The following is a 24,686-nucleotide window of genomic DNA, read 5'->3' as shown; positions in this document are numbered from 1 at the left end:
TTACACTACCTGATTGCGCTTTCTAATACTTAGAATCTTGTCTTCTTTATCCATATTTCAGGTTAGAAGAAGTAGTTCAGTTACTTTCGATGGAACACCAACCCAAAACTTATTCTTTTTTTGTTTCTTCTATTTAGTAATGGGCAGATTTTTATCGAACGTACTATAGCCGTTATCTCATCGCTAATTTTGAGATTCTCATACCTTTTATTATTATCTTGATAGAAGAATGGCTTATCATTGTAGATATTGAAAATGTTATTCGTTCTTTCTATATTTATAATTAATACGCATCGAAAAAGAGCTGTATCAGTGGATAGTGTTTCTTCTATCATAGATGATAATGATGGCTCTAAAAGCATTATTATTTGAGAGCGTTCGTGCTCTATAATGTTTACGATATCACTTCTATCTCCAAAAGCCTTATAATATGTATTATCTAATAATTTTACCTTTTGTCCATAAAGTTGTGTGTTAACAACTATAATGAATAATAAGAGTACCCAGTAGTTAATTTTCATATTTAATCATTATTTTGCTTTATCTAAGAGATGTACGTTGTCAAACGAAAGTGCACAACTGCAAATATAGTTATTTATGCTGTAATTTCATTCTTTTATGCTCAGAAATTCTTTTATTGGTTGAATTTTGCTTTATAGTTCCTCTTATCCTTTTAATTTTCTCCCTTTGCCCTAAATATACATCTCTTGGTGTAAGATGATCCAACGATTCATGAAACCTGCTCTCATTATAGTATTTCACCCATTGGACAATAGCCTTTTCTAATTCAGAGGGACAGAAATAATACGCGAGTTCGGGATAAAACTTTGTTGAGCTCATGCCTCGTGTATTCTTGAGTATCCAACTCATTCATGGGCTAAAGGCTAAAATGAAGAACAAGCTGATGCCGATGTGGGATAAGATTATGTTAAGAAAACGCTATATCATCGAGTGTATCAATGAACTCTTGAAGAATAAAGCTAACCTCGTACACTCGCGACATCGCTCGATACACAACTTCATCATGAACCTATGTTCTGCCCTAACAGCCTATTGCTTTTTGACAATAAACCTGAGGCTCTACCTGTTTATGTCGAAAAATCAAAGCAGTTAGAACAGTTTGCATACTAATCTTATTCCGAACTCGCATATCTTTAGTAACATAACCAACTGCAAAAAGAGGAAAGGCTTTAGCAAGAAGTGAAATAAGCCAAGAACCCATTATCATTAAAGATTTCGTTTTTATCAACCCACTTATTTAAAAGTTTCTACTATCACTATATGCCTACTCTTCTGTTTTTTCCTGTAAGAAATTGTAATTGTCCTACCCTTTATTTGAGGATATGCATGCAACTGCTCAAAAGAAATGACACTCTCTTTTTTCATAGCAAGATATTGTTTTGCCTGTTCTATATATTCAGGACAACATTCTTTATAGTCAATTTGGTTTTCTATGATTTTATCGTAAAATGTCTTTTGGAATTGTATAGACAAGTCTTTAATGGTTGGCCAATGATATCGATATAAATAATCCTCTTGTTCTTGAGAAGTCCAAAGATTGTACTTTTGCTTTATATTCCTTATCAACCTACTTCTTTCAGAAGAAAAATCCAGCCATGCAGCAGGTGTGTCGTCTGTTGTTTCCTGTTTTATGCCGATGATAATGCTTTCCCGCAAGTTTATAACACGAATGCCTTTCTGAACGATAAGAGTTGTTCCGTCAAGAGTGAAGTAGGTCAATGGTGTGATGTATAAAGTATCATTTCTTTTTTCAAACTTGAAATCTTCTTCGTCAATACTTGGTAAATTCAAAATAAATCCATCAATGACATATTGCTTCCCATTTCTTACACAAGAAGCAATACTCCCTTCTGCCAAACTATCTCTCAAAAGTTTAACTTCCCCATTACTTCTTTTGTTTAAGATATTTATTAAATACTCCGCAGTTTCTTTCGGAGTCTCTTGTACGTTGAAACTATCTGTTACAATCCATTTCCCATCCGTTAGTAGATATGTCTTATAGACAGCACCACTGTTTGGTAGAAATTCATTTTCTGCTGTTTCCTTTATCATTCTCTTTTCTATGGCAATAGCAAAAATGTAATATTGCTTTATGTTCGCATTGATATATCGTTCTATATCTTTGGTGTATATATGCATCTGCTCACTGTCCTTTCCTTTCCAAAAGCCATTTTTATTATATACATCCCAATATTCACGTTCTCTTTCCGTACGACCAAGAAAATAGACAGTATACAAGTTTGTTGCATTTTCTCCAGAGAAGTATGGTAACAAGGTAGCCTCGCCGTCTGTAAATATCAAAGAGGATGTCCTGTTTTGAATATTCAAAAAATTAAAATTCTTTTGGCTTTTGCAACAAAAAGATGTCGTACTTATCAATATTAGAGATAATATAAAAGCTATATGTTTCATTTTCATTGCTCTTGTAAAATTACATTACCTTCTTTAGTTTCATCAAATTTAGTTTTCATAAACTGTTCTGGATCTACTCTTTTTTTTACCACCATAGAAGATTCCATCCCGTGATGCCTCAATATGTACATGCCGATATTGTGATAAAATATTTCTTGCGTTTCCTGTATTTCCTGTTAAACCTATTATTTCCCCATGCATTACTTTTGTATTCTTCGAAACCGAAAAAGATTGAAGATGGCAATACTTTATCCAAATGTCAATACCATCTTTATCTTTTGATTTTACCGTCACCACTATTCCCAAATCTCCTTTGGTATCTCTTGCCTCTACAACAATTCCACAGAGCATGGATTTTAAAGGAGTCCCTACTGAAGCTAAAATATCAACTCCCATATGATAATATCCTTTTGGATGTTTTTTTGTTATAACGTTTCACACGATGAAATCTATTCTTATTAACATTGTTGCTTTGATTATTTAGTCGTGGATTATCCACAGGGTCCGCATATTCAAAACATTGCTCGCATTCTTTTGTACACTTTCTTTCCTTTGCTTCAATCTCTACGCTCCCTACTGCCTGTGGCGATGTTATGATAATTCGTGCCATATGTACGTTGTCAAACAAAAGTGCACAACTGCAAATATAGTTATTTATGCTGTAATTTCATTCTTTTATGCTCAGAAATTCTTTTGTTGATTGAATTTTGCTTTATAGTTTCTCTTATCCTTTTAACCCTTGCCCTAAATATACATTTCTTGATGTAAGATTGTCCAATGATTCGAGACCTCTGCAAAACTCTTCATACAATTTGCCTTTCTCAAATATTTTTCGTACCTTTATCGTATGAAACAGAAGTTATCCTCTCCAAGTTTTGCTGACCTATTCCTTGGGCAAAGAAAGGTCAAGCAGACATTCTTTTCACAAATAAATACAAGTCATTGACTGGGCACCTATTCGTGCTATGAGACCTCTGCAAAAGTCTTTTTACACTCAAAAGCTACTATTGATAATCAATGAGTTATATTTATGATTTCGCTATCTATATGAGGTTTTGCAGAGGTCTCAATACATAAATTCTTCAAGGAATAATATTCAGAAATATCATTATCTTGAATTATTGAGATTATATCTTTCTTTTTCATTAAAAGGAACTATATTATATACGATTAACAGCTTATTTAACAGGTACAAAACGACTAACGTCGCCCCACTGATTTTTCATAACGAGCGTATCCTTGCGAAATGAAATATGTTGTACGATAGTTGTTCCATCAGCGTCTATAGTCATACTATCGCCTGCAAACTGATAAGGTATTGCCACAATAGGATATTCATCTACATAATACAAACTATCCTTATCGATTTTTAACACAGTAACCTCATCACCACTTGGCGCCCAAAAACCAAATAATCGGAACTGAAGACTATGCTGAGGCGAAGATGCCATGCAAGACAGCATAATAAAAACTACTATTGAAATAATATATATTTTTTTCATATTTGAATATCTTATGTAATATATAACTCAATTGTTGAATATAGTATAATTGTGTAGTCTCTTTTTAAAATGAGACTATCAATTTTTGATTCTATAATTAGTACTGCCTGATTTCTATATGAAACGCAGGATCATGAAAATTAAATGGATCTAATAATTTTGTCACTCTCCTAGATAGCGCACTGTGAAATGCTGATTGTTTATCAATAGGAACTCTCTGAAAAGAAATATCAATAACATTCATTCTTTTTAATGTTTCAGGTGTTCCACAATTGTACGTTGTCAAACAAAAGTGCACAACTGCAAATGTAGTTATTTATGCTGTGATTTCATTCTTTTATGCTCAGAAATTCTTTTATTGGTTGAATTTTGCTTTATAGTTTCTCTTATCCTTTTAATTTCTTCCCCTTGTCCTAAATATACATTTCTTGGTGTAAGATTGTCCAACGATTCATGAAACCTCCTCTCATTATAGTATTTCACCCATTGGGCAACAGCCTTTTCTAATTCAGAGGGACAGCAATAATAGATTATAAACTATGAAAAACGTGGTTGTTTATTGCACTTCGATTTGAAATGTACACCATTACCATCCATTTTATTACACAATATAGGCTATGTTTCAATACGATATACTGCACTTTGCCCCACAATATAGCCCACTTTTCTGGGGCAAAGTCAAGACATGAAGAAACGTTATGCTTTCAGTTGGGCTTCGAGGGCTTCGTCTTCGGCGTTGGGTTTGAACTTGCGGTAGACGAAATTTTCGCTCAGATAGTTTTTGCGCACAACGGGATTGGCGGCCAGTTCCTCTGAAGGACCATCGAAGAGGATGCGGCCTTCGAACAACAGATAGGCACGGTCGCAGATGGAAAGGGTTTCCTGCACGTTGTGGTCGGTGATGAGAATGCCGATGTTGCGATATTTCAAGCGCCACACGATGTGCTGAATATCCTCCACGGCTATGGGGTCGACGCCGGCAAAAGGCTCGTCGAGCATGATGAATTTGGGGTCGATGGCCAAGCAACGGGCAATCTCTGTGCGACGTCTTTCGCCGCCCGAGAGCTGGTCGCCCTTGTTCTTTCGCACTTTTGTTAAGCGGAACTCGCGAATCAGACTCTCCAATTTCTCCACCTGACCGGCGTGCGACAGGCGGGTCATCTCGAGCACTGACATGATATTATCCTCGACACTCATCTTGCGAAACACGCTCGCCTCCTGCGGCAAATAGCCGATGCCGGCGCGCGCCCGCTTATAAACGGGATAGTCGGTGATTTCCTTTTCGTCTAAGAAAACATGCCCCTCGTTGGGCACCACCAAACCCGTTGTCATATAAAAAGAGGTGGTCTTGCCCGCACCATTAGGCCCAAGCAGCCCCACAATCTCACCTTGTTTCACGTTAATGCTCACGCCATTGGCCACCGTTCGTTTGCCATAGCGTTTCACCAATCCCTCGGTGCGCAGCGTTGTCAGTTTCTGTTCTTCCATATCAAAACATGCGTTGGCTGCAAAGTTATAGCTATTCGGCTGACTGACAAAATAAAAAATAAAAACTATGTGCACGAAATCACTTTTTCAAAGGATTTTGGTTACTTTTGCACCCAAAAGAAGACAGGTAACACTTATGTTGGTTCTCAAACTCTTACACAAATATCTCACGACCTTTGGGCGCTATCTGATGCTCATGGGACGCTCGATAGCGGTTCCCGATCGCATGCGCATGTTCCTCAAACGTTACAGCAAAGAGATGGCGCAATTAGGCGTCGACTCGATAGGCATCGTGATACTCATCTCGTTTTTCATTGGCGCAGTGATTTGCATTCAAATGAAAATGAACATTCAAAGTCCATGGATGCCGCGCTGGGTTTCGGGCTACACCACACGCGAAATTATGCTCTTAGAGTTCTCGAGCAGCATCATGTGTTTGATTCTTGCAGGAAAAGTGGGGTCGAACATCGCCTCAGAACTCGGCACGATGCGCGTCACCCAGCAGATTGATGCCTTGGACATCATGGGCGTGAACTCGGCCAACTATCTCATTCTGCCCAAGATTTTGGGGCTCATCACAATGATGCCCTTCCTGGTTATCTTCAGTTCGGCCATCGGCATTGTGGGCGCATACAGCACCGCATACATCGGCCACATCCTCACCCCCGACGACCTCACGCTCGGCTTGCAGCACGCATTCAACGCCTGGTTCATCTGGATGAGCATCATCAAGAGCATGTTCTTCGCCTTCATCATCGCCAGCGTGTCATCGTTCTTCGGCTACACCGTTGAAGGAGGCTCCGTAGAAGTGGGAAAAGCCAGCACCGATGCCGTGGTGTCGAGCAGTGTTTTAATTCTATTTTCTGACGTATTTCTCACACAATTACTCTCATGATCGAAGTAAAGCATCTCTACAAATCGTTTGCCGACAAAGAAGTGTTGAAAGACATCAGCACCACCTTTGAAGACGGAAAAACCAATCTCATCATCGGCCAAAGCGGAAGCGGCAAGACCGTTTTAATCAAAAATCTCGTGGGATTGCTCACACCCACGCAGGGAAACATCTTCTACGACGGGCGCAACCTCATGCAGATGAACAAAAAAGAAAAAGCAATGCTGCGCCGCGAGATGGGGATGATTTTCCAAAACGCCGCACTTTTCGACTCGCTTTCCGTGCTCGAAAACGTGATGTTCCCGCTCGACATGTTCTCAACCATGACCTATCACGACCGCGTGAAACGTGCCCAGGAATGCTTAGCCCGCGTGAACCTGATTGACGCGCAGCAGAAATTCCCCGGCGAAATCTCGGGCGGCATGCAGAAACGCGTCGCCATAGCCCGCGCAATCGTGATGAATCCCAAATACCTTTTCTGCGATGAGCCCAACTCGGGACTCGACCCCAAAACCTCATTGGTTATCGACCAACTGCTCTCGAGCATCACCAAAGAATACAATATGACCACCATCATCAACACCCACGACATGAACTCGGTGATGGGCATTGGCGAAAATATCGTCTTCATCTATAAAGGCCGAAAGGAATGGCAGGGCAACAAAGACGAAGTGGTGACCTCGACCAACAAAAAGCTCAACGAACTGGTCTTCGCCAGCGAGCTGTTCAAGAAGGTAAAAGAGGTGGAGATTGCCGAAAACGAAAAGTAATCTTCCACCATCGTCGGCGCACACGACGCCACCATTCCCCCAAGCATAACGCAAAGTGTAGCGCGTGGTTATGGCTCAATATCGACCCAAAAACCACGCGCTACACATTTATTTTCGTCGTCATTGCCGCGCAACAAGCCCGCAATGACGCGCCAAACATCCCACGCACACGCCACAAGATTCGCCCGCTCCGATTTTAATCGCTTCTTTCTTTGCACCACATTTGCGGTTCAACTGCAAACATGTTCCAAAACTGCATTTTGCTTGCAGTTCAACTGCAAATATGTTCCAAAATTGCATGTTGCTTGCGGAACTTCCGCAAATATAACACAAAACTGCATGTTGCTTGCAGTTCGCCCGCAAATATGTTACAAAATTGCATGGTGCTTGCGGAACTTCCGCAAATATGTTACAAAATTGCATTTTGCTTGCGGAACTTCCGCAAATATGACACAAAACTGCATGATGCTTGCGGTTCGCCCGCAAATATGTTACAAAATTGAATATTGCTTGCGGAACTCCCGCAAATATAACACAAAACTGCATGTTGCTTGCGGAACTTCCGCAAGCAACATGCAAAAATGCGCATCATTTGCGGCAGTTCCGCAAATGATGCGCAAAACGAAAAAATGTTCGTCGCAGTCAGCGCAAATACCACGCGCCATCGTGCTCCACCATCGGCACAACAACTTGCTCTGACGAGCCGTCGCCATACCTAAAAGTGAGGAAGGCATTGCCCGTGTGCTGCGCTTCGTCGATGGTTGCATGCGCCACGGCAACGCTTTTCAGTCCGTCGTGCTCGTTTTGTTGCTGTTCGATGAACATTTTTGCGTTTAGAATAAGCTGCGAACGATAGGTCGAAGGCAAACTGTCGGGCCGATAGGTGGCATCGACAAACGCGGCATAGTTGCCGTTTAAAAGCTGCTGATAATAACGCAGAGCCGCTTTGCCTACGGGTTTTGCGGGGTCGCTGAGAATGTGTTTACAACTAAAAAGCGACAACAGCATGCACCCCAATACTATGATTTTCGTCATCCTGCAAAGACGCACGAGACGTGCGTTCACCTTATTATATATGTCGTCTGTCACTTTCCACCATCCGGAACTGGCATCACTTCTGCCGTATGAAGATGTTGATGGGGCAGCCGTGCATGCTCCAGTTCTCGCGAATTTTGTTTTCAAGAAAGCGGCGGTAATTCTCCTTCACATACTGCGGGAGGTTGGCATAGAACACGAAGGAGGGGATTTGCGTGTTGGGGAGCTGCGTGCAATATTTGATTTTGATGTATTTTCCCTTGACGCTTTGTGGCGGGAAGGCCTCGATGATGGGCAACATCACTTCGTTGAGCTTCGACGTTCCGACGTGTGTCTTGCGGTTGAGATAAACCTGTTTTGCCGTTTCCAAAACGCGGAAGATGCGCTGTTTGGTGAGGGCCGAAGCAAAGATGATGGGGAAATCGACGAAGGGTGCCATGCGGTTTCGGATGGCCGCTTCGAACGTGTCGATTACCTTTTGCGACTTTTCCTGCACCAAGTCCCATTTGTTCACCACCACAACGAGACTTTTGTTGTTCTTTTGTATCAACTGAAAGATGTTCATGTCCTGCGCTTCCACGCCGCGTGTCGCATCGAGCATGAGTATGCATACGTCGCTGTTTTCTATGGCGCGTATCGATCGCATCACGCTATAAAACTCAAGATCCTCGTTCACTTTATTCTTGCGGCGGATTCCTGCGGTGTCGACTAAGTAGAAATCAAAACCAAACTTGTCGAACCGCGTGTAGATGCTGTCGCGCGTGGTGCCGGCAATCTCGGTCACAATGTTGCGGTCCTCGCCGATGAAAGCATTGATGATGCTGCTCTTTCCTGCATTAGGCCGCCCTACAACGGCGAAACGTGGAATATCATCCTCTATGGTTTCCGGGTTTTCTTGGGGCAGCTTGCCGATGATAAGGTCGAGCAAATCGCCCGTTCCGCCACCCGTGGCAGCGCTCACACACTGCGGATCGCCTAAGCCAAGACGATAGAATTCGGCCGCCTGATAGTAATCGGCGCTGTTGTCTACCTTGTTGGCCACCAAGATAACGGGCAACTTTGTGCGACGAAGAATGGTGGCAACATCTTCGTCCCAATCGGTAACGCCGGTAGTTACGTCCACCAAGAAGAGCACCAAATCGGCCTCTTCGGTGGCAACCAACACCTGACGGCGAATGGCATCCTCAAACACATCGTCGGAGTTGACCACCCATCCGCCCGTATCCACAACGGAGAACTCCTTTCCATTCCAGCTGCATTTGCCATACTGTCGGTCGCGAGTGGTGCCGGCCGTGTCGCTGACAATCGCCCTACGCGACTGCGTGAGGCGATTAAAAAGCGTAGATTTTCCCACATTGGGACGCCCTACGATAGCTACTAAATTTGCCATAATTGTTGTTTAATTTCTGAAGTTATACATTCTTCGGCCCTCCTTCTTGCGGAGAGTGTGCCCTCAGTCTATTCAGGGCCTTATGATAAATGATGGAACTTGCGTCCCAATGGATGATTGATGGAGTATGCCTTGGTGCGCCACTTACTCGGGATTATAACCAAAGCTATTGAGCTCGCGCTGCGAAGAGCGCCAATCTTTATCGACTTTCACAAAAGTTTCAAGGAAGATTTTCTTCGCAAAAAACTTCTCGAGAGCCTTGCGCGCCTCGGTGTTTACCTTTTTCAACGCCACCCCTTGGTGCCCAATGATGATACCTTTTTGGCTGTCGCGCTCCACATAGATGACGGCGTTGATGCGGATTGCGGTCTCTGTCTCCTTGAATTGCTCCACACGCACCTCTACGCTGTAAGGAATTTCCTTGTCGTAATAGAGCAAAATCTTCTCGCGAATGATTTCGCTCACGAAGAATTTGGCGGGCTTGTCGGTGAGCTGTTCCTTATCGAAATAGGCGGGCGACTCAGGCAAAAGCTCCTTGATACGCCTCAACAAAATGTCGATGCCAAACTTATTCTTGGCCGAAAGGGGCAGTATCTCGGCGTTGGGCAGCAGCGTGTGCCAGCGCGAAACGATGTCGCCGAGCTGCTGTTGATTGGTCTCGTCAATCTTGTTTACCAGCAAAAGCACAGGAATTTGCATGCGCTTCACCTTGTCTAAGAAGTCGAGATTCTTCTCAGGATTTTCCACCACGTCGGTCACATAAAGCAGAATGTCAGCATCGGTGAGTGCCGATTCCGAGAAAGCCAGCATCATCTCTTGCATCTTATAATTGGGCTTCAACACGCCCGGTGTGTCGGAAAACACAATCTGGCAATCGTCTTCATTCACGATTCCCATGATGCGATGGCGTGTGGTTTGCGCCTTAAACGTAGCAATGCTGATGCGTTCGCCCACCAACTGATTCATCAAGGTGCTTTTTCCCACGTTGGGATTGCCCACGATGTTTACAAAACCTGCTTTGTGTATCATCTTCTTTTAGGTGAATATCCATAAAAAAAACGCATCGCCCTCCTGACGGATAAGACAGATGCGTTTCTTATTCTTATTTCGTTTTACAACCTATTTTGCTGCACCTACGCCTGCACCGTCGTATGCCCAGCGCAAATAAGCTGCACCGTTTACGAATCCGGCACCGAAAGCTGTGAGAATGATGTTATCGCCTTTCTTGAGCGTTTTCTCAAAGTCCCACAACACAAGTGGCATACAAGCGGCACTCGTGTTGCCATAACGCTGAATGTTGACCAACACTTTCTCCATCGGTGCGCCAATACGTTTGGCCACAGCTTCGATGATTCGGAGGTTTGCCTGATGCGGAACGACATAATCTACATCGTCCATCGTGAGATGATTGCGCTTCAACAACTCCTCGCAGTCATTGCCCATGGCGTTCACTGCATAGCGGAACACGAAACGTCCCTCCTGATAAGTGTAGTGCATGCGATGATCAACAGAGTAATGGGATGCAGGGAATACCGATCCACCCGCTTTCACATGCAAGAAAGGAAGCCCCTTTCCGTCTGTGCGATGATAGGAATCTATCAAGCCAATGTTTTCCTCTTCAGTCCCTTCCACCAGCACTGCTCCTGCACCATCGCCAAACAAAGGACAAGTAGTGCGGTCTTGATAATCGGTAATGGCCGACATTTTATCAGCGCCAATCACGATAATTCGTTTGTGCCGACCGCTCTGTATCATGTTAGAAGCCACGTCAAGCGCATACATAAAGCCGCAACATGCTGCTGCGAAATCGAATGCAAAGGCGTTCTTTAGCTCTAATTTCCCCAACACAATAGAAGCCGTTGAGGGATGAGGATAATCAGGCGTCGTGGTAGCAACGATGACCGCATCAATTGAATCAGGGTCGACTCCTGTCTTTTTCAGCAGAAGTTTGGCAGCTTTTCGTGCCATGTAGGACGTGCCTAAGCCTTCTTCTACCAGCAGGCGACGCTCCTTAATACCCGTTCGCGTGACTATCCATTCATCATTGGTGTCGACCATGCGCGAGAGTTCATCATTATTGAGAACATAATCGGGCACATAACCTGCCACACCGGTGATGATGGCGTTGATATTCTTCATTATTCTGCTACTTCCTTAACAACAGCAACCTTACCTCTATAATAACCGCAAGTAGGGCAAACTGTGTGATAAACGTAATAGCCACCGCAGTTAGGGCATACTGCCAACGTAGGAGCTACTGCCTTATCGTGCGTTCTTCTTTTAAGTGTACGCGTCTTTGACTGTCTTCTTTTAGGATGTGCCATAATTTTTTAAATTAATTTTTTGTTTATTCTTCGAGTTTCAATTGCGACAAAGCTGCCCACCGTGGATCCATTGTTTCCTCTCCATTCACATCACTACTTCGGGTAGTCGAGAGTGCTTTCAGCTTCTCTATCATTGCAGGGTTACATTTTCCAGGTGCATGCACATGCTTGATAGGAATGCAGAGTTCAATAAATTCATAGATAAACCATGCAACATCGAGTATTCCTTCATCCTCGGCCACCGTCACAAGGTCATCATCTTCGGCATAGCTTTCGCCCATTTTCACAGCCAAATGGTTCTCAGTTTCAATGGGTTGCTCCATATCTTCGAGACACACATCACAGGAAATCACCACGTGGCCGGTTGTATGAAACGTCAAATCGAAATAGTCATCGGTGCGATTAATCACCAATATTGTTTGCAAATGGCCACGCCTCACTTCCGCAGCTTCTAACGACTGAAAAAATGAATCATCCAAGTTGAACACACGCTTTGTCTCGCCTTGTGCCAACGCTTTGAGGTCTATTTGAAACGATTCGGTACGCTCCATACGGGCTGCAAAGTTACAAATATTTTCCGTAAACTGCCAACGAAAGTAAAAAAAATGTCGGTTTGTGGCAGCAACCACATTTCATCTGCAATGAGGGGACCCCATAAACCGATGCTTTTTATGCTGCAACAACTGCCGCTGCCTATCGTTTGTCATCCTTCAGCGGGAACAATCCATAGAGTTCGGCATCAATTTGGTCGGTGATTTTTTGAAAATCCTGCGCACTGTTTTCAAAGTCTATGTTGTCACCATCGACGATTATAAGATGTCCTTTATAACCCTTTATCCAGGCTTCATAACGATTGTTGAGCCCAGTGAGATAGTCAATGCGAATGCTTTTCTCGAATTCGCGGCCACGCTTGCCAATATGATTGACCAAAGTAGGGATGCTTGAGCGGATGTAAATCATCAAATCGGGCAGCTCAACCAATGAAATCATCAGGTCGAAGAGGTCGGAATAATTAGCAAAATCGCGATCGCTCATCATCCCCATCGCGTGCAAGTTGGGTGCAAAGATGCGTGCATCCTCAAAAATCGTGCGGTCTTGAATAATCGTATCTTTGCTCTTTGCAATCTCCACCACCTCTTTAAAACGCTTGTTCAAGAAATAAACTTGCAGATTAAACGACCACCGCGGCATGTCGGCATAGAAGTCGTCGAGATAGGGATTGTTGTCAACGGGTTCAAAACGGGGCGTCCAATGAAAACGCTTGGCCAGCATACGTGTGAGCGTTGTTTTGCCACTTCCAATGTTTCCGGCGATTGCAATATGCATAATTCAATGAAAATAGGGTTAGAATAATCCAAATAAATGGGCATCGATTTTATCGACAATGCCCGCAAAATCTTTTTTATTGTGCAGATAATCAAGCGGGTCTACCTCCACAACGAGCACTTTTCCTTTGTATCGCTGAAACACAAACTCCTCGTAAAGCTGGTTCAAGCGCTCCAAATATTCTAAAGGAATCTGCTGTTCATAGTCGCGTCCGCGCTTCTGAATGTTCTTCACTAAATTCGGAACACTCGACCGTAGATAAATCATCAAATCGGGATAGCGCAAGATAGTGGTCATCGAGGCGAAGAGTTCCATGTAGGTTTGGAAGTCGCGCGCACTGAGATTGCCCATCCGATAGTTGTTCTCGGTAAACACATAGACGCCTTCATAGATGCTGCGATCCTGCACAAAGGTTTCTTTTCTGTCACTCTTTGCCAACGCAAGCAAATCTTTAAAGCGTTCTTTAAGAAAGAACACTTCCATGTTGAACGACCACCGTGGAATGTCCTTATAATAGTCTTCCAAATAGGGATTATAGTCCACCGCTTCGTATTTCGGTGTCCATCCATAATGCTTGGCAAGGAGTGCGGTGAGCGTTGTCTTTCCGCTGCCAATGTTTCCGGCAATTGCAATGTGCACGTTGTGGGTTGTTTTCGCGATAAGATAATGGATAAAAACTGGCTATTCAGCCTTGGGTGGATAATGCAACTGGGCATCCGTGATGCCATTAAGCACCTCGTCAAGATATTTTTGGGCTTCATAACGCGCCATAGGCAAGTCTTGCAGCAGATAGTTTCCGCAATCCATGGGCGATGCACCCGGTATCTCTCCTTCATAATGGGCAATGAAATCAAATGTGCGACGCAACAAATCCAACACGTCACGGCTTTCTAAATCGCCCTGCACGATGAGGTAATTGCCCGTCAGACAGCCCATCGGTCCCCAATAAACAATGCGCGTTTTCCACTCAGCATCATTACGCAGAAAAGTCGCTGCAAGATGTTCTATGGTGTGAATAGCACCATTATGCAATGCAGGTTCACGATTGGGCAATTTCATGCGCACGTCAAATGTTGTCACAATCTCATCGCCCACACGATCTTTTCGGCTCACATAAACACCACGCTGCAACTGCTCGTGGTTCACTGTGAAACTCGGTATTTTCTCCATTTTCTACTTCCTTTTTTAATTTATTGCAATGCTTCGTTTTGCTGTTGCAGCAACTCTACAAAGCGATTTGTCACCTCAAAACTACCATCGGCCAACCGATCCCAGAAATCAAAATACATCTCTGCCTTATGGTCTTTTAATGGAACATCGCTGATGATGCGAAAACTCACAAACGGTACATCAAACGTGTGGCACACTTGCGCAATGCTGCAACTCTCCATATCCACGGCTTTGGCCTCGGGAAAATGCTGCATAATTTCACACATCTTTTCACGTGTATCCACGAACCAGTCGCCACTCACCGTTAAACCCATTGATATTGTGGAGCAATCTGTACCAAATTGCTGCACAATTACATTGAGTTTATCCGACAATATATACCGTTTTGGCATGCCCATAATCTGCCCATAGGCGCAATTATCGCCGCAATAGGCATCGTGATAGGTCGTTTCAGCGGCCACAACCACGTCACCCATGTTGAGCGAAGGGTCGGCACCACCCGCACATCCCGAAGAGATAATCACATCGGGATGATGCTTCTCTATCATCATAGTGGCTCCTATGGCGGCATTCACCTTACCGATGCCACATTTTTGCAGTACAACATTGGGGTCGTTTCCAAACACCTTTTGCAGTTGCGCAAACTCTTTGTCCATTGCAACGATAATCCCGATTTTCATTATTCCCGTTGATTTTGCCTACAAAGTTAATAAAAAATATTGGTGCAAAGCCTTGCACCTTGCACAGATTTAGAATGATTTTTATCGCATTTGATGTCGAAAGCATCAGCGAACAATGCTATATGAGATGGCTTGGGGCCATCCCCTAATAAAAAAGTATGCTAACAATCTTGCCACTCCCATAAGCTATAGATAGGAACCTCTTCGCACATTCTTAAAAGGAACAAATACATTTCCCGATAGTTACCCGAGTTCGGGATAAGATTAGTATGCAAACAGTTCTAACTGCCTTGATTTTTCGACATAAACAGGTAGTGCCTCAGGTTTATTGTCACAAAAACAATAGGCTGTTAGAGCAGAACATAGGTTCATGATAAAGTTGTGTATCGAGCGATGTCGCGAGTGTACGAGGTTAGCTTTATTCTTCAAAAGTCCATTGATGCACTCGATGATATAGCGTTTTCTTAACATTACTTTACGATTTCTGTAACGTTTTCCATTGCCATTCTGGTTGGGTAAATGCAGGTTTTTCTTCAGCTCACCATCCAAATTTTTGTCAAACTCATCAATAATACAGAATATTTCTGTAACTTTGTCCTTGGTAATCATCGCTATATTTGTTTTATAAGTTACTGATTTTCAGCTATGAAGTTACAAAATAATAGCGAGGCCACCAACTTTTTTAAGCAATTTTCTTATCCCGAACTCGCGTAAATTATGAAAAAAATATTATTTTTATTACTGTTATCAACATTGCTCAATGTTGTATATAGCTGCAAAGGTGGAGGTACACTTAATACAAATATAGAAAAAACGTATAATGGATATGAATTGAAGTTCATTGCATTTAAGGTGTATAACTCTGGTCTTATCTCAGAGAAGAGCAAGGATTTATTAAATCTTTTCAAACATATGCGTATGACTATCATCAAAGATACGCTTATAATTAACGATGACAATAAGATTGTTTTTAGTATTCAGCAGGCAGATTCCAAACAATTTTATAATCATCGTTATGGAATATCAAATTTCTATGCAAAGGAACTTAATAAATTGGGATATAAAGATGGTGGTAACACCATAACCTTTTTAAAGCCTGAGGATTATGTTGGACAAGAAACTTGGACTCGCAACTATATAGATATGTTAGGATTGGGTGTCATTGCCGGAAAATATATTTTCTTTCCTTGTATTCTAACCGGTGGTGAAGAAGAGAACGCCATGCTTATCTACGAGATACCTCGTGAAGTTAAGCTCTCTAACACTATTAATAGAAGAGGCGATAGCAGTGATGCAGATTCAAAACAAGTCTTAGGAACATCATCTGAAAATTTCTTTGATGGAAAAGACATTAGCATAGATAAGTTTGGAATTGATACTACAAAAACGATGTTTGATGAATATACCTTGCCGAAAGGAAATATAGAAAATATAACAGATAAAGTAAAAACAATCATTATCAATGGGAAAAAGAAGCCATTTAAGGATTATATAAATTCGTGTGTGAATGAAATCTTTCCGTTACCAAGTTATCAAGGATATGACATTTTTATCATATACTTTGAATATGGAGATAGTGAATATTGGGAAATGTGTATATCTGATAAGGGAATTATAAATGGTGATACTCAAAAAATGACAGTGCATTACACGTGGGATGATTGGGGAGATGAAAATCAAGAAAATGCAGATTATAGTAAGCTTAGTTTCCAAATTTATCCGAATTATGTAATGTGCTTAAAAGGAGAAAAGCGAGAAAGCGGGAAAACAAAAGAGCGTAGAAGATACTATCGCATCAATTCAAAAGGTAGCTTTGAAGAGATAAAATAATGTATCTTGGTGATGGGCGGTTGGTCCAACGGCAAGACAATAGCGAACATCCCGAAATCAAATATTATTTACTCGAGTTCGGGATAAGATTAGTATGTAAATAGTTCTAACTGCTTTGATTTTTCGACATAAACAGGTAGAGCCTCAGGTTTATTGTCAAAAAAACAATAGGCTGTTAGAAGCAGAACATAGGTTCATGATAAAGTTGTGTATCGAGCGATGTCGCGAGTGTACGAGGTTAGCTTTATTCTTCAAAAGTCCATTGATGCACTCGATGATATAGCGTTTTCTTAACATTACTTTACGATTTCTGTAACGTTTTCCATTGCCATTCTGGTTGGGTAAATGCAGGTTTTTCTTCAGCTCACCATCCAATTTTTTGTCAAACTCATCGATAATACAGAATATTTCTGTAACTTTGTCCTTGGTAATCATCGCTATATTTGTTTTATAAGTTACTGATTCACAGCTATAAAGTTACAAAATAATAGCGAGATTACCAACTTTTTAAGCAATTTTCTTATCCCGAACTCGCGTAATCTTGCAACAATAAATCTCGTTTCATTTCCATCCTATTTAATATTTTTGCGGTTATCCGCATTTTTATCAGCTGCAAATACACATAATTACCCCTGTTAAGACAAATATATTCCGGAATTATTTTTATGGTATCCCTGGCATCGTAGCCATCGCTTATAAAGCTTATCCGTAACAATTAACACGTCATTCGGGAGCACAACATCTCATTTCCGGGTTAAAAAACGGGAAAAGTAGCGCCGATATTTGGGTATGTTTCATATTTGTTGTATATTTGTGCAATGAAACTCAGCGCTAAATCTATTAAACAAAGGCAGCTAAGACAAATGAAACAAAAGATAAGAAGATATTTAATGGTGTGCGGCTTACTGCTCATCGCTCTCTTTGGCACTGCCAAAAAACCGATTAAAGTGGCTTGCGTGGGCAACAGTGTAACCTTTGGCTATGGCCTCACCAACCGCGAAACGACCTGCTACCCCTACGTGTTGCAACAGCTTTTGGGCGCACACTACGAAGTGAAAAACTTCGGACACTCGGGCACAACGCTGCTCAGCGAAGGCCATCGCCCTTACATTCAGCAACCCGAATACCAAGCAGCGTTGGCGTTTAAGGCCGACCTTGTCGTCATTCATTTAGGACTCAACGACACCGACCCACGCAACTGGCCCAACTACAACAGCCATTTCGACCGCGATTATCAACAACTTATTAACAGCTTTCGCCAAGCAAACCCCAAAGTGAAGATATGGATTTGTCTGCTGACGCCCATCTTTCATCCCCACCCACGCTTCGAAAGTGGCACACGCGCCTGGCATGCGGCCATTCAAAAACACATTCGTCGCATTGCCGAAGCCAATCAAACGGGGCTCATTGATTTGCACACACCGCTCTACTCACGTCCTGATTTATTTGCCGATGCACTTCACCCAAATGCCGAAGGTGCTACCATCATGGCAAAAACCATCTATGCTGCACTCACAGGAAACAATGGTGGACTGGAACTTGCACCCATTTATAGTGACGGGATGGTGATGCAACGCCGGCAACCCATCGTGTTTCGGGGGATGGCCAATGCGGGAACACAAGTGAAAGTGGCATTCAATGGACAGCAACAGACGTGCACCGCAGCAGCTAACGGGCACTGGAAAGCGACCTTTCCTGCCATGGAAGCCGGCGGACCCTATGAAGCTCAAATCAGAACAAAAGGAGAACGTCGCGATTTACACCTTATATATATAGGGGAGGTGTGGCTCTGCTCGGGACAATCCAATATGGAATTTCCGGTAAGGGCAATAACAACGGCAACAGAAGACTTAGCTCATGCCGACCAATACCCCCTACTCCACCTTTACAACATGCCAACCCGTTTCCCCACAAACGCCGAAAAATGGCCAAAAGCCGTGCTCGACAGTGTAAATCGATTGGCTTTATTAGACACAAAAGGTTGGCAAGTAGCCAGTAAAGCGGCTGTAGCTTCCTTCTCTGCTGTGGCCTATCACTTCGGAAAAGCCTTGGCCGACAGCCTCAAAGTGCCTGTGGGCATCATTTGTAATGCCGTTGGTGGCACTACAACCGAGTCGTGGATTGACCGCCACACCTTGGAATGGCAGTTTCCTTCCATCCTTTACGACTGGTATCATGGCGATTTCGGACAGCCATGGGCACGCAAACGCGCACTCGAAAACATTACCCTTGCCGAGAAAACTGCCACTCAACGCCACCCCTATGAACCTTGCTACATGTTTGAAGCAGGTATGTTGCCACTGAAAGGCTATGCCATTAAGGGCGTGGCATGGTATCAAGGCGAGTCGAACGCCCACAACATCGAACTGCATGCACGCCTCTTCCGGCTGTTGGAAAAGAGCTGGCGGCGCTTCTTCCACCAACCCAAATTGCCATTTCTGATGGTGCAACTATCGAGCTTAAACCGCCCTTCGTGGCCTGAATTTCGAAATTCGCAACGCCTTTTAACCAAACAACTGCCCCAAACGTGGATGGTTGTGACGAGCGATGTGGGCGACTCGTTAGATGTGCACTATCGCAATAAGCAGCCCGTTGGCGAGCGATTGGCGCTTCAGGCACTGCACAATGTCTATGGGCATGCCGTCGTTTCGGAAGGACCTTCGTGCATCAAGGCTTGCGCAATAGGTGAACAAGTTTATCTTTACTTTGAACATGCACGGAGCTTACAAGCCAAAAACGGCCCTCTCACCGGCTTTGAAGTGGCGGGAGAAGATGGTGTTTACCATGTTGCCACAGCTGAAATCGATGGCGAAAGTGTGGTGGTGCATAGTGCCGAAGTGCCCCATCCCACGATGGTTCGCTACGGCTGGCAACCTTTTTCGCGTGCCAATCTTGTGAATGAAGTACAACTTCCGTGCAGTACGTTTGAAAAGAAAATTCAACAATGAGAACAATTCGTGTTATTCTAATTATTTATATCATCATGATTGATTTCCTATCAGGGAAGGATGTGCATGCACAATCCATCCAACTATCGCACATTGAGCACATCATGGGGTTCCCTTCTACCGAACCAGGCATAGAGAAAGGGGTGTCGGCTTGCTTTGCCGGCACTGTGGACAACATACTTTTGATGGCTGGGGGCTGCAACTTTCCCGACAAACCCGCTGCAGAAGGTGGAGAGAAACGCTTTTATCAAGGCATCTATGCCGCACAAATCACCGACAAGAACGAACTTCATTGGCAATGTGTTGGTCAGCTTCCAGCCCCTTGTGCCTATGGCGTGAGCATTCCTTTAGAGAAGGGTTTGCTCTGCATCGGTGGCAACAATGCAACGGAAAGTTTTGCTACAGTCGTTGAAATCACGTTGAATGGCGGGCAAGCACAGCTGAAAAGCTATCCCGATTTGCCGGCTAAGATGGACAATTTCACAGGCGCTCGCTCAGGGGAACGTGTCGTTGTGAGCAACGGCGCACAGGTTTTTGCGCTCGATTTGGCACATCTTGAGGCCGGATGGCAGGTGTTACCCCCGCTCACGACAAAGAAATTGGGACAGCCCGTGAGCGCTTTCGTCGAAGGAATGTTTTGTCAATGGGGAGGATGCACGCCCAAAACCGACACAGAACTGACTGCACTCAACATTGCCGGCCAAAGCTTAACACACCCTTTAAAAGAGCTATTACCCCCCAAAAACGATGCGGGAGAAGAGATTTATTTAGGCGGTGCCGCAGCCATCAGCCTCTCCGACGATGCTTTTGTAGCGATAGGTGGTGTGAATAAAGATGTTTTCTTGGAGGCTGTGAACCATCCCCAACCGGGCTATATGACGCATCCCGTGGCATGGTATCGTTTCAACCCCTATATTTGCGTGTATCAAAAAGGCAAATGGCACATTGCAGGAAAGGAGCAAATTGCAGCACGTGCGGGGGCTTCTTTGGCGAGACATGGCCATGACGTCTACCTCATCGGCGGCGAATTGAAACCCGGTGTGCGCACGCCCGATATTTATCGTCTCACTTTCAGCTACTAACATCATGATGAAAATCATCGAAAAAAAATACTATCCTTGGGTTGTTGTGGCGCTGCTGTGGGTGGTAGCGTTGCTAAATTACATGGATCGGCAGATGCTTTCGACCATGCAAACGTCGATGAAGGCCGACATTCACGAACTCAATCAAGCCGAGGCCTTTGGGGCTTTGATGGCCGTTTTCCTGTGGGTGTATGGTCTTGTGTCGCCTTTTGCAGGCATGGTGGCCGACAAAGTGAACCGCAAATGGCTCGTTGTGGGCAGCCTGTTTGTATGGTCAGCCGTGACATTGGCCATGGGCTATGCCACGAGCTTCAACCAGTTATATTATCTGCGCGGCATCATGGGCATCAGTGAAGCCCTGTATATTCCCTCGGCTTTGTCGCTCTTAGCCGATTGGCACGAAGGCAAAAGCCGCTCGCTGGCCATCGGAATCCACATGACCGGCATCTATATGGGGCAGGCCATAGGAGGCTTTGGCGCCGTTGTGGCTGCGCTCTTGTCGTGGAAAACGGCATTCCATTGGTTTGGCATCATCGGCATTGTCTATGCACTGGTATTGGGTATGCTGCTGCACGAAAAGCCCTCGCATGGGCAAACGCTCAATGTTGCTGCACAAAAGACCGCGCCCAAAGCCAGTCTGTTGAGTGGTTTCGGCGTGATATTGTCCAACTGGGTGTTCTGGGTTATCCTCTTTTTCTTTGCCGTTCCGAGTCTTCCGGGATGGGCCACGAAGAACTGGCTACCCACTTTGTTTGCACAAAACTTAGGCATTCCCATGGAAGAGGCCGGCCCCATCTCCACCATCACCATCGCCGCCTCATCGTTTTTGGGCGTTATCTTAGGCGGATCGCTATCGGACTGGTGGGTGAAACGCCATCTCAAGGGGCGCGTTTACACCAGTGCCATCGGTTTGGGCATGACCATTCCCGCATTGGTTCTTTTGGGCTACGGCCATCATCTGTCGGCCATTGTGGGGGCCGGTTTGCTCTTTGGCGTGGGCTATGGCATGTTCGATGCCAACAACATGCCCATCCTCTGCCAGTTTATCTCGGCAAAACAGCGCGCCACGGCCTATGGCATCATGAACATGACAGGCGTTTTTGCAGGTGCGGCCGTGACGCAAGTGTTTGGCAAATGGACCGATGGCAACCAGCTTGGCGCAGGCTTTGCCCTCTTAGGCGGCATTGTGGCCTTGGCGCTCGTAGCGCAATTATGGTTCTTAAAGCCAAAAACCGACAACATGGAATAACAAAAGAACAGAATTTTAAAATAAACATAAAATGGAAAAGATTATTGGACTGATTGATGCTCCGTTCACACCGTTCCGCGCAAATGGCGATGTGAACCTCGAACCCATTGCGGCTTACGGGGCAATGTTAAAGAAAAACGGTCTGCAAGGAGTGTTTATCAATGGATCATCGGGTGAGGGTTATATGCTCACCACCGACGAACGCAAGGCCTTGGCCGAAGAATGGGTGAAGCAAGCGCCCAAAGGTTTCAAAGTGATTGTGCACGTGGGCAGTTGTTGTTTGCGCGAAAGCGTTGCGCTGGCTCGTCATGCAGCCGAGATAGGTGCATGGGGAATTGGTGCCATGGCGCCTCCTTTTCCGCACATTGGCCGCATTGAAGAGCTCGTGAAATATTGCGAACAGATTGCCGCTGCGGCACCCAACCTGCCGTTCTACTATTATCATATCCCTGCCTTCAACGGTGCCTTTCTGCCTATGCTCGACCTGCTGAAAGCCGTTGATGGGCGCATTCCCAATTTCGCCGGCATCAAATATACCTACGAGAGCCTCTATGAATACAACCAATGTCGGCTCTATGCCAACGGAAAGTTCGACATGCTCCACGGCCAGGACGAAACCATTCTGCCCTCGTTGGCACAGGGTGGTGCGCAAGGAGGCATCGGTGGCACCACCAATTACAACGGTCGCGAGCTCGTGGCCATCATCGATGCATGGAAAAATGGCGATGTAGAAGCCGCACGCAGACACCAGAACTTTGCGCAAGAGGTGATCAACGTCATCTGCCACTACCGCGGAAACATCGTCGGCGGCAAGCGCATCATGAAACTCATGGGCTTTGATTTAGGTCCCAACCGCGTGCCATTCCAAAACATGACCGACGAAGAAGAGGCGCGTATGAAGGCCGAACTCGATGCCATTGATTTTTTCAACAAGTGTAATCAATTTTAAAATACAACGATAATGAATATCAATCCCAAAACTTATTTGCAACAGTGGGCCGACCGCTACAAGCACGACCTCACCGAAAACATCATGCCCTTTTGGATGGAGCATGGGCTCGACCGCGTCAACGGAGGCGTCTACACCTGCGTAAATCGCGACGGTTCGCTCATGGACACCACCAAATCGGTGTGGTTTCAAGGGCGTTTTGCCTACGTCTGTGCCTATGCCTACAACCACATCGAACGCAAATCCGAGTGGCTTGAGGCTGCGAAGTCAACCCTTGAGTTCATCGAAAAACATTGTTTCGACACCGATCGCCACATGTTTTTCTCGGTAACGGCCGACGGAACACCCCTGCGCAAACGTCGTTACGTGTTCAGTGAGACCTTCGCTGCCATCGCCATGGCCGAATATTCAATCGCTTCGGGCGACCAACATTATGCCCAACGGGCAATCGAAGTGTTTGCCGACACGCTGCGTTTCCTCAACACACCCGGTTTTCTGCAGCCCAAATTCGAACCCAGCGTGCAGTTGCAAGGCCACTCCATCGTGATGATTCTCATCAACGTGTGCAGCATTTTGCGTCAGGTTTCCAACGACGAGCGATTGGAAAAGCAAATCAACGAGTCCATCGACAAGCTGCAACGCTATTTCATGCACCCCGAGTTTAAGGCGCTTTTAGAATGTGTTGGTCCCAACGGCGAATTCATCAACACCAACATGACACGCACCATCAACCCCGGACACTGCATCGAAACCAGCTGGTTCCTCATGGAAGAAGCGCGCCATCGCCAGTGGGACAAGCCACTTTTAGACACCGCCCTCACCATCTTCGATTGGTCGTGGGACTGGGGATGGGACCAGGAATTTGGCGGCATCATCAACTTCCGCGACTGCAAAAACCTGCCGTCGCAAGACTATGCGCAAGACATGAAGTTTTGGTGGCCGCAATGCGAAACCATCATCGCTTCGCTCTACGCCTATTTGGCCACGGGCGATGACAAATATTTGCAGCGCCACCAGCAAATCAGCGAGTGGACCTATGCCCACCTGCCCGACAAGGATTATCCCGAATGGTATGGCTATCTGCATCGCGACGGCACCGTGGCGCAACCCGCCAAAGGCAACCTTTACAAAGGTCCGTTCCACGTTCCGCGCATGATGATGAAGTCGTTTGCCCTTTGCAACGACATCCTCGAGCAGCTCTAACCGCTCCTTTGCCGATGAAACAGCGCCCGGAAAGCAAGGCACACCCACCCTGCTTCCGGGCGTTTTCAAAATAAAAAGCAATGTCACCCTCGCCGATTCACCTTGTGGCACATCAATATTATTCCGCCCTGACACAATTCTTTTCGAAAATATTTCGCCATTTCGCTAAAAACATTTAACTTTGCGGCCAACAAAATAAAACGTTAAGTGATGAGTAGTTTACACCATAAGGCAACCTTCGCAGCGCAAAAGAATTTTTCTTCTGCCTGTTTTTTTATGCCTTTTTATTTGGTCAATCCAAATAATTGTGTAACACACACACACACACACACACACACACACACACACATTCTAACGTCCGCTCATTAATAAAGAACGCGCGCGCGTTAATATACAACATAATCACTGAATAAAC

The 24,686-nt window shown here is 44.7% G+C and carries 25 protein-coding genes and 4 pseudogenes; 10 read left to right on the top strand and 19 right to left on the bottom strand.

Annotated features, from left to right (window positions below):
- Positions 1–80 precede the first annotated feature (80 nt).
- Together HMPREF9431_RS11695 and HMPREF9431_RS13595 are read right to left on the bottom strand one after the other, a co-directional pair.
- Entirely contained in the window at positions 81–521 is a 441-nt protein-coding gene (locus tag HMPREF9431_RS11695; RefSeq protein ID WP_004381536.1) for a hypothetical protein, read from the bottom strand.
- A gap of 70 nt (positions 522–591) precedes the next feature.
- On the bottom strand, positions 592–840 hold the full coding sequence (locus tag HMPREF9431_RS13595; protein ID WP_081463346.1) for an integrase core domain-containing protein: 249 nt from the start codon (positions 838–840) through the stop codon (positions 592–594).
- Positions 841–859: 19 nt separating this feature from the next.
- Here HMPREF9431_RS13595 and HMPREF9431_RS11690 point away from each other — a divergent pair.
- A pseudogene (locus HMPREF9431_RS11690) lies at positions 860–1,131 on the top strand (transposase); the annotation flags it as partial.
- A 123-nt stretch (positions 1,132–1,254) separates the two neighbouring features.
- Here HMPREF9431_RS11690 and HMPREF9431_RS13590 read toward each other — a convergent pair.
- Both HMPREF9431_RS13590 and HMPREF9431_RS12615 read right to left on the bottom strand, forming a co-directional pair.
- A complete protein-coding gene (locus tag HMPREF9431_RS13590; protein WP_231287822.1) occupies positions 1,255–2,433 on the bottom strand; it encodes a hypothetical protein in 1,179 nt (392 codons plus the stop codon).
- Positions 2,434–2,481: 48 nt separating this feature from the next.
- Positions 2,482–2,829, bottom strand: a complete 348-nt coding sequence (locus tag HMPREF9431_RS12615; RefSeq protein WP_004381532.1) for a M23 family metallopeptidase — start codon at positions 2,827–2,829, stop codon at positions 2,482–2,484.
- Between the two features lie 451 nt (positions 2,830–3,280).
- Between HMPREF9431_RS12615 and HMPREF9431_RS13585 the strand changes: the two are divergent.
- Positions 3,281–3,401 (top strand): annotated as a pseudogene (locus HMPREF9431_RS13585) (IS5 family transposase); the annotation flags it as partial.
- Between the two features lie 210 nt (positions 3,402–3,611).
- Here the strand turns inward: HMPREF9431_RS13585 and HMPREF9431_RS11670 are convergent.
- From HMPREF9431_RS11670 to lptB, 3 genes are all read right to left on the bottom strand, one after another.
- A complete protein-coding gene (locus tag HMPREF9431_RS11670) occupies positions 3,612–3,935 on the bottom strand; it encodes a hypothetical protein (protein WP_004381530.1) in 324 nt (107 codons plus the stop codon).
- 312 nt (positions 3,936–4,247) lie between these two features.
- Complete coding sequence (locus HMPREF9431_RS12600) at positions 4,248–4,466, bottom strand: integrase core domain-containing protein (protein WP_155813050.1); 219 nt, start codon at positions 4,464–4,466, stop codon at positions 4,248–4,250.
- A 165-nt stretch (positions 4,467–4,631) separates the two neighbouring features.
- The gene (lptB, locus tag HMPREF9431_RS11665) at positions 4,632–5,423 is read right to left on the bottom strand and encodes an LPS export ABC transporter ATP-binding protein (RefSeq protein ID WP_004381529.1); all 792 of its coding nucleotides are present in this window, start codon (positions 5,421–5,423) and stop codon (positions 4,632–4,634) included.
- A 136-nt stretch (positions 5,424–5,559) separates the two neighbouring features.
- Between lptB and HMPREF9431_RS11660 the strand changes: the two genes are divergently transcribed.
- Together HMPREF9431_RS11660 and HMPREF9431_RS11655 are read left to right on the top strand one after the other, a co-directional pair.
- A complete protein-coding gene (locus HMPREF9431_RS11660; protein WP_040561642.1) occupies positions 5,560–6,318 on the top strand; it encodes an MlaE family ABC transporter permease in 759 nt (252 codons plus the stop codon).
- Positions 6,315–7,085 carry an ABC transporter ATP-binding protein gene (locus HMPREF9431_RS11655; RefSeq protein ID WP_004381527.1) on the top strand — a complete coding sequence of 257 codons (771 nt, stop codon included), beginning with the start codon at positions 6,315–6,317 and terminating at the stop codon, positions 7,083–7,085. The genes HMPREF9431_RS11660 and HMPREF9431_RS11655 overlap by 4 nt, the downstream gene beginning before the upstream one ends.
- 642 nt (positions 7,086–7,727) lie before the next feature.
- Here HMPREF9431_RS11655 and HMPREF9431_RS11645 read toward each other — a convergent pair.
- The 11 genes and pseudogenes from HMPREF9431_RS11645 to HMPREF9431_RS13580 form a co-directional block, all read right to left on the bottom strand.
- Positions 7,728–8,120, bottom strand: a complete 393-nt coding sequence (locus tag HMPREF9431_RS11645; protein ID WP_040561639.1) for a hypothetical protein — start codon at positions 8,118–8,120, stop codon at positions 7,728–7,730.
- A 76-nt stretch (positions 8,121–8,196) separates the two neighbouring features.
- Entirely contained in the window at positions 8,197–9,510 is a 1,314-nt protein-coding gene (gene der / locus HMPREF9431_RS11640; RefSeq protein WP_004381524.1) for a ribosome biogenesis GTPase Der, read from the bottom strand.
- Between the two features lie 144 nt (positions 9,511–9,654).
- Positions 9,655–10,536 (bottom strand): GTPase Era, encoded by an 882-nt coding sequence (era, locus tag HMPREF9431_RS11635; protein WP_040561712.1) that lies wholly within the window; start codon positions 10,534–10,536, stop codon positions 9,655–9,657.
- Positions 10,537–10,629: 93 nt separating this feature from the next.
- On the bottom strand, positions 10,630–11,649 hold the full coding sequence (locus HMPREF9431_RS11630; RefSeq protein ID WP_004381522.1) for a beta-ketoacyl-ACP synthase III: 1,020 nt from the start codon (positions 11,647–11,649) through the stop codon (positions 10,630–10,632).
- Positions 11,649–11,834 (bottom strand): 50S ribosomal protein L32, encoded by a 186-nt coding sequence (rpmF, locus tag HMPREF9431_RS12595; RefSeq protein ID WP_004381521.1) that lies wholly within the window; start codon positions 11,832–11,834, stop codon positions 11,649–11,651. The genes HMPREF9431_RS11630 and rpmF overlap by 1 nt, the downstream gene beginning before the upstream one ends.
- A gap of 23 nt (positions 11,835–11,857) precedes the next feature.
- Entirely contained in the window at positions 11,858–12,385 is a 528-nt protein-coding gene (locus tag HMPREF9431_RS11625; protein ID WP_004381520.1) for a YceD family protein, read from the bottom strand.
- A 142-nt stretch (positions 12,386–12,527) separates the two neighbouring features.
- Positions 12,528–13,160 carry a deoxynucleoside kinase gene (locus tag HMPREF9431_RS11620; RefSeq protein ID WP_004381519.1) on the bottom strand — a complete coding sequence of 211 codons (633 nt, stop codon included), beginning with the start codon at positions 13,158–13,160 and terminating at the stop codon, positions 12,528–12,530.
- 18 nt (positions 13,161–13,178) lie between these two features.
- Complete coding sequence (locus HMPREF9431_RS11615) at positions 13,179–13,799, bottom strand: deoxynucleoside kinase (protein WP_004381518.1); 621 nt, start codon at positions 13,797–13,799, stop codon at positions 13,179–13,181.
- Positions 13,800–13,841: 42 nt separating this feature from the next.
- Positions 13,842–14,330: an S-ribosylhomocysteine lyase gene (locus tag HMPREF9431_RS11610; protein WP_004381517.1), complete on the bottom strand. Its 489-nt coding sequence runs from the start codon at positions 14,328–14,330 to the stop codon at positions 13,842–13,844.
- A 20-nt stretch (positions 14,331–14,350) separates the two neighbouring features.
- A complete protein-coding gene (gene mtnN, locus HMPREF9431_RS11605) occupies positions 14,351–15,010 on the bottom strand; it encodes a 5'-methylthioadenosine/S-adenosylhomocysteine nucleosidase (RefSeq protein ID WP_004381516.1) in 660 nt (219 codons plus the stop codon).
- Between the two features lie 264 nt (positions 15,011–15,274).
- A pseudogene (locus HMPREF9431_RS13580) lies at positions 15,275–15,487 on the bottom strand (transposase); the annotation flags it as partial.
- Between the two features lie 240 nt (positions 15,488–15,727).
- Between HMPREF9431_RS13580 and HMPREF9431_RS11595 the strand changes: the two are divergent.
- Positions 15,728–16,840: a hypothetical protein gene (locus tag HMPREF9431_RS11595; protein WP_004381514.1), complete on the top strand. Its 1,113-nt coding sequence runs from the start codon at positions 15,728–15,730 to the stop codon at positions 16,838–16,840.
- Between the two features lie 89 nt (positions 16,841–16,929).
- Here the strand turns inward: HMPREF9431_RS11595 and HMPREF9431_RS13575 are convergent.
- Positions 16,930–17,143 (bottom strand): annotated as a pseudogene (locus tag HMPREF9431_RS13575) (transposase); the annotation flags it as partial.
- Between the two features lie 587 nt (positions 17,144–17,730).
- Between HMPREF9431_RS13575 and HMPREF9431_RS11585 the strand changes: the two are divergent.
- The 5 genes from HMPREF9431_RS11585 to HMPREF9431_RS11565 are packed head-to-tail and all read left to right on the top strand — an operon-like array spanning position 17,731 to position 24,271.
- Positions 17,731–19,788 (top strand): GDSL-type esterase/lipase family protein, encoded by a 2,058-nt coding sequence (locus HMPREF9431_RS11585; RefSeq protein ID WP_004381511.1) that lies wholly within the window; start codon positions 17,731–17,733, stop codon positions 19,786–19,788.
- Positions 19,785–20,870, top strand: coding sequence for a hypothetical protein (locus HMPREF9431_RS11580; protein WP_004381510.1), 1,086 nt, complete (start codon positions 19,785–19,787; stop codon positions 20,868–20,870). The genes HMPREF9431_RS11585 and HMPREF9431_RS11580 overlap by 4 nt, the downstream gene beginning before the upstream one ends.
- A gap of 7 nt (positions 20,871–20,877) precedes the next feature.
- On the top strand, positions 20,878–22,119 hold the full coding sequence (locus tag HMPREF9431_RS11575; RefSeq protein ID WP_040561710.1) for an MFS transporter: 1,242 nt from the start codon (positions 20,878–20,880) through the stop codon (positions 22,117–22,119).
- Between the two features lie 31 nt (positions 22,120–22,150).
- Positions 22,151–23,068, top strand: coding sequence for a dihydrodipicolinate synthase family protein (locus HMPREF9431_RS11570; protein WP_004381508.1), 918 nt, complete (start codon positions 22,151–22,153; stop codon positions 23,066–23,068).
- 18 nt (positions 23,069–23,086) lie between these two features.
- On the top strand, positions 23,087–24,271 hold the full coding sequence (locus HMPREF9431_RS11565) for an AGE family epimerase/isomerase (RefSeq protein ID WP_040561709.1): 1,185 nt from the start codon (positions 23,087–23,089) through the stop codon (positions 24,269–24,271).
- Positions 24,272–24,686: the final 415 nt, after the last annotated feature.

The sequence above is a fragment of the Segatella oulorum F0390 genome (assembly GCF_000224615.1).
In the GTDB taxonomy this organism is placed as follows: Bacteria; Bacteroidota; Bacteroidia; order Bacteroidales; family Bacteroidaceae; genus Prevotella; species Prevotella oulorum.
Note: the sequence above shows the minus strand (reverse complement) of the source record. Positions and strands in the feature narration are given on the sequence as shown.